The 15,445-nt window shown below is 54.3% G+C and carries 20 protein-coding genes; all 20 read left to right on the forward strand.

The window, feature by feature from the left end; translation table 11 throughout:
* The first annotated feature begins 3 nt into the window (after positions 1-3).
* Complete coding sequence (locus FHP88_RS08910) at positions 4-1,101, forward strand: PriCT-2 domain-containing protein (protein ID WP_144358695.1); 1,098 nt, start codon at positions 4-6, stop codon at positions 1,099-1,101.
* A complete protein-coding gene (locus tag FHP88_RS08915) occupies positions 1,098-2,573 on the forward strand; it encodes a virulence-associated E family protein (protein ID WP_144358696.1) in 1,476 nt (491 codons plus the stop codon). Before FHP88_RS08910 ends, FHP88_RS08915 begins: the two co-directional genes overlap by 4 nt.
* A 247-nt stretch (positions 2,574-2,820) precedes the next feature.
* On the forward strand, positions 2,821-3,141 hold the full coding sequence (locus tag FHP88_RS08920) for a hypothetical protein (protein WP_144358697.1): 321 nt from the start codon (positions 2,821-2,823) through the stop codon (positions 3,139-3,141).
* Positions 3,125-3,538, forward strand: a complete 414-nt coding sequence (locus FHP88_RS08925; protein WP_144358698.1) for an RNA polymerase sigma factor — start codon at positions 3,125-3,127, stop codon at positions 3,536-3,538. Before FHP88_RS08920 ends, FHP88_RS08925 begins: the two co-directional genes overlap by 17 nt.
* 108 nt (positions 3,539-3,646) lie before the next feature.
* Complete coding sequence (locus tag FHP88_RS08930) at positions 3,647-3,925, forward strand: hypothetical protein (RefSeq protein WP_144358699.1); 279 nt, start codon at positions 3,647-3,649, stop codon at positions 3,923-3,925.
* Entirely contained in the window at positions 3,922-4,230 is a 309-nt protein-coding gene (locus FHP88_RS08935) for an HNH endonuclease signature motif containing protein (protein WP_144358700.1), read from the forward strand. Before FHP88_RS08930 ends, FHP88_RS08935 begins: the two co-directional genes overlap by 4 nt.
* Positions 4,231-4,304: 74 nt before the next feature.
* The gene (locus FHP88_RS08940; RefSeq protein ID WP_144358701.1) at positions 4,305-4,826 is read left to right on the forward strand and encodes a phage terminase small subunit P27 family; all 522 of its coding nucleotides are present in this window, start codon (positions 4,305-4,307) and stop codon (positions 4,824-4,826) included.
* Positions 4,774-6,501 carry a terminase large subunit gene (locus FHP88_RS08945; protein WP_144358702.1) on the forward strand — a complete coding sequence of 576 codons (1,728 nt, stop codon included), beginning with the start codon at positions 4,774-4,776 and terminating at the stop codon, positions 6,499-6,501. Before FHP88_RS08940 ends, FHP88_RS08945 begins: the two co-directional genes overlap by 53 nt.
* Positions 6,498-7,811 carry a phage portal protein gene (locus FHP88_RS08950; protein WP_144358703.1) on the forward strand — a complete coding sequence of 438 codons (1,314 nt, stop codon included), beginning with the start codon at positions 6,498-6,500 and terminating at the stop codon, positions 7,809-7,811. Before FHP88_RS08945 ends, FHP88_RS08950 begins: the two co-directional genes overlap by 4 nt.
* Positions 7,795-8,562, forward strand: a complete 768-nt coding sequence (locus FHP88_RS08955) for a head maturation protease, ClpP-related (protein ID WP_260843221.1) — start codon at positions 7,795-7,797, stop codon at positions 8,560-8,562. The genes FHP88_RS08950 and FHP88_RS08955 overlap by 17 nt, the downstream gene beginning before the upstream one ends.
* Positions 8,563-8,638: 76 nt before the next feature.
* On the forward strand, positions 8,639-9,859 hold the full coding sequence (locus FHP88_RS08960) for a phage major capsid protein (RefSeq protein WP_144358704.1): 1,221 nt from the start codon (positions 8,639-8,641) through the stop codon (positions 9,857-9,859).
* A 75-nt stretch (positions 9,860-9,934) separates the two neighbouring features.
* Entirely contained in the window at positions 9,935-10,213 is a 279-nt protein-coding gene (locus tag FHP88_RS08965) for a hypothetical protein (RefSeq protein WP_144358705.1), read from the forward strand.
* Positions 10,214-10,282: 69 nt separating this feature from the next.
* A complete protein-coding gene (locus FHP88_RS08970; RefSeq protein ID WP_144358706.1) occupies positions 10,283-10,723 on the forward strand; it encodes a hypothetical protein in 441 nt (146 codons plus the stop codon).
* A gap of 10 nt (positions 10,724-10,733) precedes the next feature.
* A complete protein-coding gene (locus FHP88_RS08975; RefSeq protein WP_144358707.1) occupies positions 10,734-11,084 on the forward strand; it encodes a hypothetical protein in 351 nt (116 codons plus the stop codon).
* A 128-nt stretch (positions 11,085-11,212) separates the two neighbouring features.
* Positions 11,213-11,572, forward strand: a complete 360-nt coding sequence (locus FHP88_RS08980) for a hypothetical protein (protein WP_144358708.1) — start codon at positions 11,213-11,215, stop codon at positions 11,570-11,572.
* Positions 11,572-13,224, forward strand: a complete 1,653-nt coding sequence (locus tag FHP88_RS08985; protein ID WP_144358709.1) for a LamG-like jellyroll fold domain-containing protein — start codon at positions 11,572-11,574, stop codon at positions 13,222-13,224. The genes FHP88_RS08980 and FHP88_RS08985 overlap by 1 nt, the downstream gene beginning before the upstream one ends.
* On the forward strand, positions 13,224-13,793 hold the full coding sequence (locus tag FHP88_RS08990) for a head-tail connector protein (protein ID WP_144358710.1): 570 nt from the start codon (positions 13,224-13,226) through the stop codon (positions 13,791-13,793). The genes FHP88_RS08985 and FHP88_RS08990 overlap by 1 nt, the downstream gene beginning before the upstream one ends.
* A 40-nt stretch (positions 13,794-13,833) precedes the next feature.
* Positions 13,834-14,259, forward strand: a complete 426-nt coding sequence (locus tag FHP88_RS08995) for a hypothetical protein (RefSeq protein ID WP_144358711.1) — start codon at positions 13,834-13,836, stop codon at positions 14,257-14,259.
* 60 nt (positions 14,260-14,319) lie between these two features.
* Positions 14,320-14,961, forward strand: a complete 642-nt coding sequence (locus tag FHP88_RS09000) for a phage tail tube protein (protein WP_144358712.1) — start codon at positions 14,320-14,322, stop codon at positions 14,959-14,961.
* A gap of 2 nt (positions 14,962-14,963) precedes the next feature.
* The gene (locus FHP88_RS09005) at positions 14,964-15,305 is read left to right on the forward strand and encodes a hypothetical protein (protein WP_144358713.1); all 342 of its coding nucleotides are present in this window, start codon (positions 14,964-14,966) and stop codon (positions 15,303-15,305) included.
* Positions 15,306-15,445 lie beyond the last annotated feature (140 nt).

Genomic DNA, 15,445 nt, shown 5'->3' on the forward strand with positions numbered 1-15,445 from the left:
GCGATGAAAGAGTTGAACTTGGATGATGTGGCGGGTGCGCTGGATCGGTTGAATTATGATTGCCGTGATACCTGGGTGCAGATGGGTATGGCCATCAAGACCGAGTTTGGTGATGCGGGGTTTGATACCTGGAATGCCTGGTCTGAACTGTCGGGCCTTTATGATGCCGCTGCGGCAAAGAGTGTGTGGAAGTCATTTAGAAAGGGTGGCGTGGGTATCGGCACGCTGGTGAAGGCGGCAAAAGAGGCCGGCTGGGTGTTTAACCCCGGTGAGCTGGATGAGGCTGAACAGAAGCGCCGCCGTGAAGCGGCTGAGCAACGGCGCAAGGCGTTGGCCGCTGAGATTGAGGCAGATGAGCAGGCGCGCGCTGAATGGCATGAACGTGTGGCACTGGCCTCGGCTGAGTTGGATGAGTTGTTGGCCTGGGGCGGTAAGTCGGATTATCTGTCACGCAAAAAGGTGCGGCCCTACGGCATTAAGTTTGTGAGCAATGGCTTGGTGGTGGTGACACACATCAAGGCGAAGCGCATTGAAATACTATCCGGTAAGGCGTCAATCGACGCTTTTTTTGTGAAAGTGAAATCACCGGACTTTGACCGCGAGACGACCTCATTCAAGTACCTGCGCTATGGCACGGTGGCCCTGCCTTTACGTGATGTCAGCGGCAAGTTGTGGAGTTGGCAGTTTATACCGGAGAAGGGCGGCAAGCAGTTTTTGAAGTTTGGGCGTAAGAGTGGGTTGTTCCACCTGATTGCCGCTGATGCTGAGGGTGATTACAGCCGGGGTGTGGTGGGCTTTCAGGCCGCTACAGCCTTTGGTGAGGGTCAGGTTGTGACACAGGCGGAAGGGTATGCGACTGGGGCCAGCATTCACCAGGCGACCGGCTACCCCTGCGCGGTGGCACTGGATAGCGGCAACATGGCGAAGGTGGCCAAGGCGCTGCGGGGTGCATGGCCTGAAGCCACGCTGTTGATGTGTGGTGATAATGACCGGGACACAGAAGGCAATCCCGGTGTTAAGGCGGCCAAGAAGGCGGCGGGGTTGACGGCGGGCAGGACAGTTATACCCGACTTCTCAGGCTATGAGGAGCAAGCCGCATGACGCAGCCGGCCGATAAGAATAAACAAAAACGGGCCTCTGATTTTAATGACCTTCATCTGATCGCCGGGCTTGATGTGGTTGCGCAGCAAATCAATTCAGCACTCGCTGATGCGCAGCGCAGCTTAGACAGGGGTATAACGCAAAACTCGCCAGAATATGAACCGTCAACCCTACCGCCTGAGCCGCCGATTGAGGCTTATGTGGATGATGCCGCTCAGCCGGGCTGGATGAACCCCAAGGAATTTGGTTGGTATGCGCGGCTGGATACCACGGAGAAGGGCCAGATCAGGCCGCATGCGGCCAATTTAGAGCGCATTTTGGCGAGTGACCCGCGTTGGTCAGGTGTGCTGGCATATGACGATTTCTCATATCGGTTGATCAAGCTGAAAACACCACCCATGCCGCATTCTGCAGCGGGTGAGTGGGAGGATGCGGATACATCCCGTCTGCGGATCTGGTTACACCGTAACTATTTCATGATGCCGCCACCCAAGACAGAGCTACAGGACGCGCTGATCACCGTGGCGCAGGCCAATCGTTACCACCCGGTAAGATCCTATTTGCAAAAGCTCCGCTGGGACGGGGAGAAGCGCATCGGGGCTTGGCTGACAAGTGTGTTCAGGGCGGGTGGTGATACCCGTTATCTCCGCGCGGCGGGGGGCAAGTTTTTGATTATGTGCGTGGCGCGGGTGATGGTGCCGGGGTGCAAAGCGGATAACGTGATGATCTTGGAGGGTGGTCAGGGTTGGGGTAAATCAACCGCCATCGGTGCGCTGTTCGGTGAGTGGTTTTCTGATTCGCCTATTCCAATTGGTGAGAAAGACGCTTATAGCAACATACAGGGTGTGTGGGGCTATGAGCTGGCGGAGCTGGACAGTTTTAATAAAGCTGAATCAACAGCCGCGAAGGCGTTCTTTTCGCAGCGTCGTGACCGCTACAGGCCGCCGTATGGCAGCACATCACAAGATTTCCCACGGCAAACCGTGTTCATCGGATCGACCAACCAAGAAGAGTACCTGAAAGACTACAGCGGCAACCGGCGCTATTGGCCGATTCGCTGCTTGGCGGTGGATGTGGCGTGGGTCACGGCGAACCGGGATCAACTGTGGGCGGAAGCGCTGGACTGTTTCAGTCGCGGTGTGCCGTGGTGGGTGTCAGACCCTGCCGAGCGGGAGCTTTTCGAGCGCGAACAGGATACCAGGCTTCAGCGAGATCCCTGGGAGGATCGCTTACGTGATTTCCTGGGTGGCAATACCACGCAATATTTCACGGCTGAAGAGCTGCTGTCACAGGCGATAGAGAAGCCGGTGGGCACCCAGACGCGTGCGGATATGAACCGGATAGCGCCGATCATGATGTCACTGGGGTGGCATAAGGCCAGAAAGAGTCTGCAAGGCAAGGGTCGGCATTGGGTGTATCTGCGTCCGGTTGAAGATGATTCACCGGATTTACCGGAGGGTGAGGATGAATAAAGCCGTTTTCTGCCCAACCTGCCCAACCTCGGTCAAGAGGTTGGGAGCCACTAAAACCCACCAACGGCGGGGGCTACAGGTCAATGCCCAACCTGCCCAACCTTTTCTACGTGAGGCGCGCACGCGCACGCGCGCACATGCGAGATATAGGTTAGGCACGTTAGGCATTATAAAAAAACAACCAGTAATCAAAAGTTTAAGTATGCCCAACCTAGATAGTGCAGGTCGGGCAGGTTAGGCAGGGCAAATGATATGGCAGAAAAACAGCAAGTATCACTCAGATTCAGACCAGGGCTATCGGGTCTGTGCGTGCCGGGTGTCGGTGTCTGCGGGTTGGTTGTATGTGGCATGGGGGCCAGAGCGTGCGGAGTGGAAGGAGATCATAAAATTTATGCGAACAAGATACGGGGATGTGGATCAGGTGAGGCAATACGGGCTGCTGGCGCATTACAGCATGGGTGAGCCGGTGCCGGGTCCACGAGAGTGTTTGGGGGTCTTTGGTAGCCCGGAAGAGGCAAAAGGTGTGTGTGGTGAGCATTGGGAGATTAACGATGATTGTGCAGCATGAGGGTGATGCAGTGGAGCAAACAAGGGAGCGTTTGCAGTTGTGGGGGCAATGGTTGCGGGATACCTGTGGTGTGGGCATGGGTGGCAATGTGATTGCGATGTACGATGAGCGGATAGGTGGTGATGCACAAGGGCTGGTGCTGATGCCTGATAACGATGTCGCGGAGCGGATTGAGCGTATCTTGTGCCGACTGAAGAAGCAGCAACCCAAGGTGTTCAAGGTGCTGTGGTGGTGGTACTACGGCGGTGTATCCGTTCAGGATATTGCGGACCAGGTGAACGTGAGCCCTGCAACAGTGAAAAGCAGGCGGATGATTGGCGAGGCATCAGTCACATCATACTGGGATGCAGGCTATGGTGAAATTGATACTCAAGAGTCATTGAAAAAAAGTGCTTGACCAGCTAGCCGCCAATTGCTATTTTCCTGCTAACGTAGAGAAAGTGTCACTGCGAAACCCGCAACCGGAAACGGTGGCGGGTTTTTTTATGATCAATCGGGATGATCAGTGGATAAAGAAATTACAACACCTGAGTATTCCGGTCCTGAGCGTCGCGGTAACCCGTGGCACTTGAAGCGCGAGATTTCTGTCGGTCATTTGTTGACTACCATCAGTATGCTGCTTGCCGCGTTCTGGTTCTTCGCGGGCCTGGATAAGCGGGTCACTGTGTTGGAGCAGGTGTCAGGATCAAGGAGCATCGAGATTCAGCGGCGGTTGACCGGGATGGAGTCAAAGATCGATGAAGTCTATCGGCTGCTACTCAATTCAGAATCAATTAAACGATGAAGAAATCTGCCCTCTATAACTACAGGTGGCAGAAGGAACGCGCGAAATACTTGGAAGAACATCCGCTCTGTGTGACGCACAAGGCACAAGGCAAGGTTGTTCCGTCGGCGGTGGTTGATCATATCAATCCGCATCGTGGCAACCTGGAATTGTTCTGGGACAAATCAAACTGGCAGGCACTATGTAAGCAGTGCCATGACAGACATAAACAACGGCTAGAAAAATCAGGCACAGTCATCGGCTGTTCTGATGCTGGCCTACCCATCGACCCACACCATCACTGGAACAGGGGCGGGGGGGCGTAAAACTTCAGGTCCACCCGCACCTAGACCGCGCTCTCATAGTTGTGTTTACAAGCGGGAGTTTTGGAGGGGGGTATATGGGACAGCGAGGGCCGAAAAGTAAGCCGGCGAGTGTTCATTACCTCAATGGAAATCCGTCTAAAAAGCCTGCGGCGGCGCTAGCCGCTGGGTTGCATCCTGCAATTGAGATTCCTGTCTGCCCATCTGACCTGCTGTCAGATGATGCGCGGGCTGAATGGGACCGGATCACAATTGAACTGGCGAAACTGCGCGTGATTGCTCAGATCGATCTGGCTGCCGTGGCGATCTATTGTCAGGCCTGGGGTGATTGGTGTGAGGCCCGCCGCAAACTGAAAGTGGTTGGCTTTACTGGTTACATCACCACAACCCCTAGCGGGTACGAACAACAAAGCGTGTTATTTCAGATCGCCAACAAGGCGGCTGAAACAATGAAATCATACGGTGCATTATTCGGCATGAACCCTAGCGCTAGAACAGGTGTGCAGCCTTCGCAGGGTGATATGCAATTAGGATTATTTGAATCAGATGAAAACGGCTCAGGCGCAGAAGAAGAGGCCGGACCCGAAAAGTATTTCTGATGAGGCCACAGAATACGCGCACGCAGTTGTATCAGGTAAAACGATTGCGGGGCCGCATGTCAGGGATGCCTGTCAGCGCCATCTGAATGATTTAGAGATTGGCCATGAACGCGGCCTAGTGTGGTCGATTGATCACGTCAACTGGGCCATTGGCTACTTCCGTGATGTTCTCTGCCTAAATGGTGGTGAATACGAGGGGGTGCCGTTTGAGCCGTTAGGCTGGCAGCTATTTATTATTGGTAGCTTGTTCGGTTGGTTGGGTGATGATGGTTTCCGCCGCTTCCGTGTGGCGTATGTTGAAACAGCTAAAGGTTCCGGTAAAAGCCCGTTGGCTGCGGGTGTTGGGCTTTACGGTTTAACGGCTGACCAAGAATCCCGCGCGGAAATCTACGCGGCCGCCACAAAGAAAGACCAGGCGATGGTCTTGTTTCGTGATGCGGTGGCCATGGTTGACCTATCGCCGGAACTAACGTGCCGTATTCACAAAAGCGGCTCACCCGGTAAAGAGTGGAACCTGGCCTATCACTCAAGTGATAGCTTCTTCCGCCCGATCAGTGCAGATGACGGCCAATCTGGCCCGCGTCCGCATATCGGGTTGATTGATGAAATACATGAGCATCGCTCACCTGTAGTAGTTGAGATGCTACGCGCGGGCACCAAGTCACGCCGCCAGGCGTTGATGTTCATGATCACCAATAGTGGCACTGATAAACAGTCGGTCTGTTGGGATTACCATGATTACGGCGCAAAGATTGCTGCAGGCACTATTCAGGATGACTCGTTTTTCTCGTTCGTCTGTTCGCTGGATGAACATGATGATCCGTTCAAAGATGAAACATGCTGGATAAAAGCCAACCCGAGTATTGATGCCGGTATACCTGGTCTAAAGTACCTGCGTGAACAGGTTGTGCAAGCGCGCGGCATGCCTTCAAAAGAAAGCATTGTCCGCCGGCTGAACTTCTGCCAGTGGGTTGATGCCGCATCGCCCTGGATCAGTAGTGATGTATGGTTCGCCGCGCAAGATACTGATTTCGACCCAATAGAATTACAAGGCCGCCGCTGCTGGGGTGGCCTGGATCTGGGCAGCACACAAGACCTGACCGCCTTCGTGCTGCTCTTTGAGCCAACAGAAACGGATCAGCACTGGCGGTTGTTGCCGCGCTTCTGGGTGCCGGGTGATCAGCTCACAGAAAAAGAACGCCTTGATCGTGTACCGTACCTCTCGTGGCGTGACGCTGGGCATTTAGTTGCCTTGCCAGGGAAGGCCATTAACAAACTGGCAGTGATCAAACAAGTGGCGGAAGACGTGTCGCGCTACGCGATACAGTCCATCGCCTATGATCGCTGGCGAATAGAAGACCTGAAAATGCTCATGGAGCAGGAAGGCATCGAGTTACCCCTGCAGCCATTCGGGCAGGGCTTCAAAGACATGAGCCCGTCGCTGGATGAATTTGAACAGCGGCTACTGAATGACAGCCTAAAACACAGCGCCAACCCGGTGATGACTTGGTGCGCGGCCAATGCCGTAATCGCCTCTGACCCATCAGGCAACCGAAAGATAGACAAAAAGCGCGCCACCGGCCGGGTGGATGGAATCGTTGCGGCCATCATGGCAGCGGGCCAATCGAGCAAAGAGGCTGAACAACAGCCAACACCCGAGTTGATAATTTTATGAATGAGCTTGCAGACAGAATAGAAGCCTGTGGGCGGTTCAATAATGCCCTGGAAAAATGCAAAACACCGGGCAGCCCCATCCTTGACCGGTTTGTCTCTGAACAACAAGCGTCACGCCGTGCGCCCGCTGTGCGTAATGAAACACTCGACTCATCAAAAATAATCAAAGGCTCCGAACTGTTTGATTGGATGACCGGCGGGCTCAGTGCCTCCGGTGTCGCGGTAACCGAACAGAGCGCCATGCGCGTATCGGCCGTTTACGCCTCGGTCAACCTGATCGGTGGCGCGCTTTCCAGTCTGCCCTTACCTGTTTATCAGCGTGGTCAGGATGGCGAAAAAAAGCGCATCGATCATGACTACTGGTGGCTGCTGAATCGCCAACCAACAGACGCCCTATCGGCGGCGGTGTTCTGGGAATTTCTCACCGGCTCACTCCTGCTGAACGGTGACAGCTTCGCGCGCATCCAGCGCCAGGGGCGCTCACCCATGGCCACGGGGTTTGACCCGCTGCATAAATCCCGCGTAACCGTCGTGCGTAAAGATGGCCGGCTCTGGTATCACGTAAAAAATGATGAAGGCAAAACCGAAGTCATTGACCAAGACGACATGATCCACGTACCCGGTGCCGGCTTTGACGGTTGCAACGGCCAAAGCCAAATCCGCCACGCCCTGCGCAATGCGGCCGGTATCTCGCTGGCTGCGGATGAATACAGTGGCAGCTTCTTCACCAACGGCGCGCGGCCTGATATTGCGCTGGAATTACCGGGGAACCCAACAACCGATCAACAAGACATGATGCGCAATAGCTGGAATGAACGCTATCGCGGATTAGGTAACAACCACAAGCCCGCACTATTGGCGGGCGGCATTAAAGTCCATGAGCTGACAATGAACGCAGAAGATGCGCAGCTCATTGACACACGCAAATTCCAGGTTGAAGACATCGCGCGCATCTTTGGTGTGCCGCCTCACATGATCGGCCACACCGAAAAAACATCCAGTTGGGGTAGCGGTGTAGAGCAGATGTCCATCGGCTTTGTGAAATACACCCTGCAGCGCCACTTGGTTAAATTTGAACAAGAGTTCAACCGTAAACTGTTCCGCGATAGAAAAACCTTTGTTGAATTCAACACAGCCGGGCTTGAGCGGGGTGACTACAAAACCCGCAACGAAGGCTACCGGATCGCCCTGGGTCGCGCGGGTGAGCCGGGCTGGATTACAGTCAACGAAGTTCGGAAACTGGATAACCTGCCACCTATTGCTGGTGGCGAAAAACTCCACGGAGGAGAAGAAAGTGAATCCACTGCTTAAACTGCTGGCTGACAATCGCGGCGTTGGACAATTCCGCGCGGACGCCGCCGAGCAAGAGGCCACCATCTACCTCTATGATGTGATCGTGGCGGATGACTACTGGGGCGGCATCGGTGTAGAAAGTTTTGTACGCACCCTAAACAGCCTGACCGCTCCCGTCATCCATCTACGCTTTGACTGTCCGGGTGGTGATGTCTTTGCCGGCCGCGCTATGGAGCAAGCCATACGCGAACATCCCAGTAAAATCATTGCCCATATCGATGGCTATGCCGCCAGTGCTGCTTCATATGTGGCGCTGGCAGCGGATGAAGTGCTGATCAGTGAAGGCGGCTTCTTCATGATCCACAAAGCCTGGACCATCGCCATAGGTAATGCCGATGAACTGATGGATGTGGCGGGCCTGCTGGAAAAGATCGACGGCACACTAGTGAAAACCTACGCCCGTGAAACAGGCCAAACCCCCGAACAGCTAAACGAATGGATAGCCGCCACCACCTGGTTTGATGCAGAAGAGGCTATCGAATACGGCTTTGCCACGGGCATGGATACACTCGGATCAAAAGCCAAAGCCAAAGCACCCGCGCAACACTGGAACTTGGCCGCCTATGGCCATGCCCCGCAACCAGCGCCGGTTGCAGAACCAGACCCTGTGCCGGAACCAGAACCCACACCTGAACCTATTGCGGCTTACAACAACAGCCACACAGACCACCTAGCGCGCCGGTTGCGCCTGGTCGCCCATGCTGCCTGACGCGCTCCCGTGTCTTGCAACACAAACCGCCTAACGGCGGTTTTTTAATGTCCATAACTTTTTGAGGAACAACACAATGCCAACCAGCATTCAAGAACTGCGGGAGCGTCGCAGCGAACGCGCTCAGGGACTCCATGCACTGTTGGAGAAAAATCCAGGTGACAAATGGGCTGCAGAACTGCAGGCCAAATACGATGAAGGTATGGCGGAAATTGACGCCCTTGACGGCGAAATCAACCGCCATCAAAAGCTGCTGGACGCCATGGCGTTGGAAGCAGAAACCCAAGTCGTCATCACCGCCGCTGATCGTCACGCGCGTGATGCAAAATCACCCGCCTCTGCTCTATTTGCTAAATGGTTGCGGGGTGGTGATGGTGCTTTGTCGGCTGAAGAGTGGGCAGGCATTCGTAACACCATGAGCACAGGTACGGGCTCAGAGGGCGGTTACAGCGTGCAGTCAGATGTTGCGCAAACCATTATCGATGCCCTCAAGGCGTTTGGTGGTATGCGTGAAGCAGCTACTGTGATTCAAACTGAAATGGGCAATCCGCTGTCGTTCCCTACATCAGATGGCACCAGTGAAACCGGTGAGCTGATCGCGGAAAACACCACCGCAACAGCGGCTGACCCCACCTTCGGCACCGTATCCCTCAACGCCTACAAGTTCAGCTCAAAGATCGTGGCAGTCCCGTTCGAGTTGCTGCAGGACAGCCAGGTCGATATCGAGTCGTTTATCAATAACCGCCTGGTTGAACGCATTGGCCGGATCACCAACAGCTACTTTACCACCGGCACGGGCTCATCCCAGCCGCGCGGTATTGTAACGGGTGCGGGTGCAGGTAAAACCGGCACAACCGGCCAAACCACAACCGTGATCTTTGATGACCTGGTTGATCTGGTTCACGCCGTTGACCCCGCCTATCGCCTCTCGGGTAACTGCCGCTTCATGATGAACGACTCATCACTCAAGGTGATTCGTAAACTGAAAGACAGCCAGAACCGCCCGGTATTCCTGCCGGGTTACGACGGTCTGGGTGGCCCGATGGCTGATTCAGTCTTGGGCTACGGCGTCACCATCAACCAGAACGTGGCCACCATGGCGGCCAGTGCAAAATCCATCCTGTTTGGTGATATGGCGAAATACTACATCCGTGATGTGATGCAGGCTTCACTGTTCCGCTTCACCGATTCAGCCTATGCCAAGCTCGGCCAGGTCGGTTTCCTGATGTGGGCACGTTCTGGCGGCAACCTGTTGGATACCAACGCCGTCAAATACTACCAAAACTCCGCCACCTAAGCGGGTTAGGTAATCCACAACGCACAGCAGGGCCAGTCCGCTGGCCCTGCTTGAATCGCGCAAGAGGAAACAATCATGTCAATGAAAAAAGCCAGAATCCTGGTCAATACCCCGCTGGACGGTATCGACTACAAACCAAACCAAGTCATCGAAGCCGAAGCCGCCACCATCAAAGACCTAGTAAACGCAGGTTTTGCCGATGACAAACCCGCCGCCGTCAAATACTGCCTTGAAGAAGGCGAGGAAGTCATCACCCATCAAGGCGTGACGGCTGAGTCAGAGGCGGCTGTAATCACCGATGACCAAACAGGTGAGCTGGCCCCTGATGATGAACCCCCCGATACCGGCGGTTAATCAAAAACCTAACCCACCAAAGGCGGCCAAGTGCCGTCTTTCTATTTCCTGGGACACGAGGAATAAACCATGTCAGATGGTGTATTTAACATAGCAAAAGGCTCCGTTGTGGAAAAAATCCGCGATGCGTCAACCAACGTCCTGCTGTTGCTACTCAAGGCCAATGAGGCGGAAACCGCCCTGGTTGATCACGACAACGTGTCTGTACTGTTGGGCGCTGCGGGTAACACAGAGGCAGACTTCACCAACTACGCCCGTAAAACCGGCCTAACCGGCACCATCACGGTTGATGACTCCAATGACCGGGTTGATGTGGACCTACCAGACCAAGCCTTTATCAGTGCCGGTGGCGCATTAAACAACACGCTGACCAAGGCCGTGGTGGCCTATGAAGAGTCCGCGACTGATACCGGTCGCGTACCACTCACTCATCACGATTTTGCCGCCACCACAGACGGCAGTGATCTCACGCTACAAGTTAATGCCGCCGGTTTCTACCGGGCCGCATAAGGGGAATACCATGGCAAGAAAAGCATCCCTGCCGGATTGGGCAAAAGCCATCGCCCCCGGCAAGATCGATCTGTTTGCAGATCACTTCTACCCAGAACTGCTCATGGAGCTGGGTGTAGAAGGTGAGGCCATTGATCAATACTGGCTGGAAGTCGCCTACCAATGCGCCAAGTTGGACGTGCAAAACGCCATTCGTGGCACGGACCTGATGCCAAAGGTCGGTGGTGCGCTGTGCCTGTTCGTGCAAGACCCAGACAAGCGCTGGTCCCAAAAGAATTACCCAGAAGGTAAGGGCGCAGAATCAGCCACCAAGGGAAAAGAAGCCAGGGACCACTACACCCGTATTCGGGGTGGGTTCTAGGGCGCATAGTGCGCCCGTTGATTCTCGTATTAACGGCCGGCGCTCTCTCATTTGGAGTGGGCTTTCTATGCGGATCACTGGTGGCGTTAATGCTGGTGCAACCGTTTTTACATTTTTAGGAGATCGTGATGGGCTTCAAATCAATCGACCGCGCGCGAAAAATTGCGGATGAACTGCAAGAGATCAATCGAACTGTTGCGCGCTCAATCTCTGATATGTCCAGAGATTTAACCCGCGTTCAACACTTTGCCGCATTTGTTTTTAATTCAGCAGTGAATGGCGATGGCGATGCAGATAGCGCAGACGTTGCGGCGGTCGTTGCAGAGTTCAGAGCGCAACGCGCACAGATAGACGCATTCATTCCTATGCTGGACGCGATACAGGCGATTAATGATGAGGCTGTTCCTACGAACATCCCAACGAATCTTGCGGCCTTTATCGCGAATGAAAATATTGACCTTAACAGCTACGTGACGCGCTTTAAATAATGGCATACGGCTTTACCTATACGCTGCCGACGATCACCGGGAGTCATAGTGATTTTCCGGTTGTATTAAAGACAGCGGACTTCCCGGCTACTGCGATAGACGGCGGAAGCTCGTCCATTTTAAATGGTGGTGGAAATCTACGGGCGTATACGTCCAGTGCGAAAACTACGCAACTAGCAGTTCATGTTGTTGAGTTTGTTGCTGGTGGTACGCCTGCGGCTGATGTCAGGGTAAAAATACCCACTGCGGCTACAGGTAACACGATATACATTGAGGCTGATGCCGTTGAAACGGTGCAGCCTGCCGTTACTAATACCTATGGCCGGAATGCGGTCTACTCGAATGATGATAGGCGATATGGTCTAAAAGACAATTCATCAACGGTTGTCGATTACACGGGCAATGATGATGGAACGCTAGGCGGATCGGGTGCAACTACTGGCACATCACCTGCCTTCGGCTCTAGCAATTTAGAAATGAACCTGACCGCCTATGTCGGTGGGTTGACTGACCCGTTCCCCGGCGCGTCACATGCCGCCATTCGGTCATGGTACAAGATACCAAATGAGGCGAGTAAGGGCGTTTGCGGTGCGTGGCTGGGCGGCGACAGCAATATGTCTGTGCTGCTATTTACCGGCAGCAATGATCTAGTCTTTTTCCGCGTTAATACGGGCGGAACGGCGGCGACCGCGACATCAACGTCCGTCGTGCAAAACTCCGCTTGGCATCATGTCTGCGGATACTGGGACGGCACGACCGTCAGGACAATGGTTGATGGTGCGTTAGAGGGTAGCGCATCCAGAACAGGGACAATTAGCACGCCGTCATCTGCCGTATTCGAGATAGGTAGATATAATAATAATAATTGGACCATTCCTGATGATATGCAGGAGGTTAGTTTATCCACTAACTCGAATGTAACATCAGATTACATCGCCACAGAATACGCCAACCAATCAGCAGCAACCGCATGGGGTACGGTAGGAACGTGGGCGGATAGTGGGGGCGGCTCAACCATCCAAATCGCCCAGGCCACCGAAACCAACACCGCGTTCCCTATAACCGCCCAAAAGTCCCTAGCCATTGGGCAGGCGGTAGAAACAAACACGGCCTTTGCTGTCACGGCACTCACGGCACAAAACATCCCGATCGGGCTGGCCAGTGAAACAGGCACCGCATTCAGCGCCACCTGGTCAAAGGTACTCACCATCGGCTTGGCCGCTGAAACAGATGCCGCTTTTTCAGTAACGCCCGTAACGGCCAACAACGTCCCTATAGGGTTGGCGGTTGAAGCAGATGCCGCTTTTGCCGTCAGTCACATCAAGGCACTATCAACTGGCCTTGCAACAGAAACAGACACAGCTTTACCGGTCACGGCCTCCATTGGTCAACCCATTGGTTTGGCGCAGGAAACAGACACAGCCTTTACGCTGAGTCACAGCAAGGCGTTGGGTATTGATCTCAGTATTGAAACAGACACGGCGTTGCCGTTTGCCTTTCCGCAAACCATCAACATCGGGTTAGCGGTTGAAACAGCCAGCGCCTTTCCCTTCGCGGTCTACCTGGGCCAAGGGGTCATCGCCGCCGCCAGAGCCAGCCGGCGCAGCTACTCCAGTAGACCACCGGCAATCACACACTCAAGGCGTTGGTAATGACACCAAAAACAATCACACCACCAGCAACCACCCCCATCGATCTGGCGGATGTAAAAACCCGGCTATCAATCACCGATGCCCTGGAGGATACCGAAATCCCTGCGCTGATACAGGCGGCGGTAGAACAGGCTGAATCCTACACGGCGCGCTCGTTCATCACCCAAACCCTGGAGCTGGCGGTTGATCGGTTCCCGGTTGAAATTGAACTACCCAAAGGGCCGGTTCAGTCGATCACTTCCATTAAATACCTGGACAGTGACGGCAACGAACAAACCCTCTCCGCAGGCAGCTATGTGCTGGATGACTACAGTCCACTGCCTTGGGTACTGCTGTCTGCGGGTCAAAGCTGGCCATCCACCTATGACGCGGCCAATGCGGTCAAAATCCGCTACGTGGCTGGGTTTGGTGATGCCGCCGATGTGCCTGAAGACATCAAAAGCGCGTTGTATATCGCGGTAGGTCACTGGATCAAGTTTCAGTCAGAAGTTGAAAGCGGCGTCGGGCCATCCCGTATGCCTCGCCAGTTCTATGACCTATTAGAACGTCACCGAATCATTAAACTCTAAGGCTCACATGGCGCACGTAAGACAACAAATACGGGATGCAGTGGGTACACTGCTCAACGCATCCCCAACTGCCTGGAAGGTGGCGATCAAATCCCGCTTGCACCCAATGCGGGAACTGTTGCCGTTGCTGTTGGTGTACATTGAATCAGAAACCATCTACCAGGAAACCATCCACCAAGCGGGTGTGCAATCCAGAGATTTATCCCTGGTGATAAGCGGCCGCGTGCGTATCCCGGACAATGAAACTTTTGAAGAAACGCTGGATGCACAATCAGCAGAAATAGAAACCACGTTGACCTTTGCCGCACTGAATACCGCGTTAAGCGGCAAGCTCGGCGGGCTGACACTCAACAGCGCCACCACTGAAATCATAGAAGAAGAGAATGAAAGAACCTTCGCGGCTGTCAACATGGAATACACCGTCAAAGTGTTCACTCAAGAAAACAGCCCTGAAACGCTGATATAACCAAAACCCACTTCACAAACAACCCGCCTCGGCGGGTTTTTTAATGCTCGGAGAATAGAAATGCCAAGTCCAAAAATATGGTCCAACGTGCAAGTCGCCATGCAATCCGTGCTGGCCACTGCAGACACAATCACCGGTATCACCAAAGCCAATCCGGGCGTTGTCACCTCAACGGGTCACGGCATCCTGGACGGTGAATACGTGGTGCTGACATCCGTCGGCATGAGCCAGCTTGACCAGCGCGTCGTGCGGGCGGCAAATGTCACCGCCAACACCTTTGAACTGGAAGGTGTTGATACCACCAATTTCGACACCTTCACATCCGGTAGCTGTCAGGTGATCACCTTCGGCACCACCTTCGGCACCATCAAAAGCCTGTCCGGTTCCGGTGGCGACTTCTCCTTTGTGGATACCACCACCATTCATGACAGCGTAGCCACCCAGATCCCCGGCATCGCCTCGGCCTCAACCTATTCGTTCGACAACATCTGGGACGTGGCAGACGCGGGGCTGATCGCCATGAAAGCGGCATCAGACACCAAGGCCAAGCGTGCGTTTAAATTCACCTTCTCCGACGGTCAGATCATGGTCTTTAACGGTTATGTTGGCGCGTCGTTACTGCCTACCGGATCGGCTCAAGATCTGGTTACCACATCGTCTGTTGTGACGATGTATGGCACGCCTACCTACTACGCGAGCTAAGCATGCACCCATTAATCGAGAAAATGCGGCGGGCGCGTGAAAAGGTCGTTGAAACGGGCGGCCATCGCTTCACGATCCGCCGTCCTACCCACCTGCAGATCATAGAAGCCCGCGCGGCATCTGGCGGAACCACCGTCCGGTCTGCGCTGGGTTATGTGGTCGGCTGGAATCTCACAGAGATTGATCTGGTCCCAGGCGGCGCGCCTGATCCGGTGCCGTTTGACGAAACCCTGTTTATTGAATGGGTGGAAGACAAGCCAGTGATATGGGGTGACTTGATCCAGGAAATACAAAACGCCTATGCGGATCACGTCAAGAAGATGGAGGAAGCCGAGGGAAACTGACCGGTTGGCTGGAGTCCACTCAGCATAAGGGCACAGCCAAACCGCCGCCGCTCAGTTCAGAGCCTGTTATTCGTGCATGGAACCTCATGGACGGAATTGATTGGGTCGCCTTGCCTGTCGTTGCTGAGATGCTGGGTATT

Origin of the sequence: Sedimenticola selenatireducens (assembly GCF_007625115.1) — a bacterium.
GTDB lineage: Bacteria > Pseudomonadota > Gammaproteobacteria > Chromatiales > Chromatiaceae > Sedimenticola > Sedimenticola selenatireducens_A.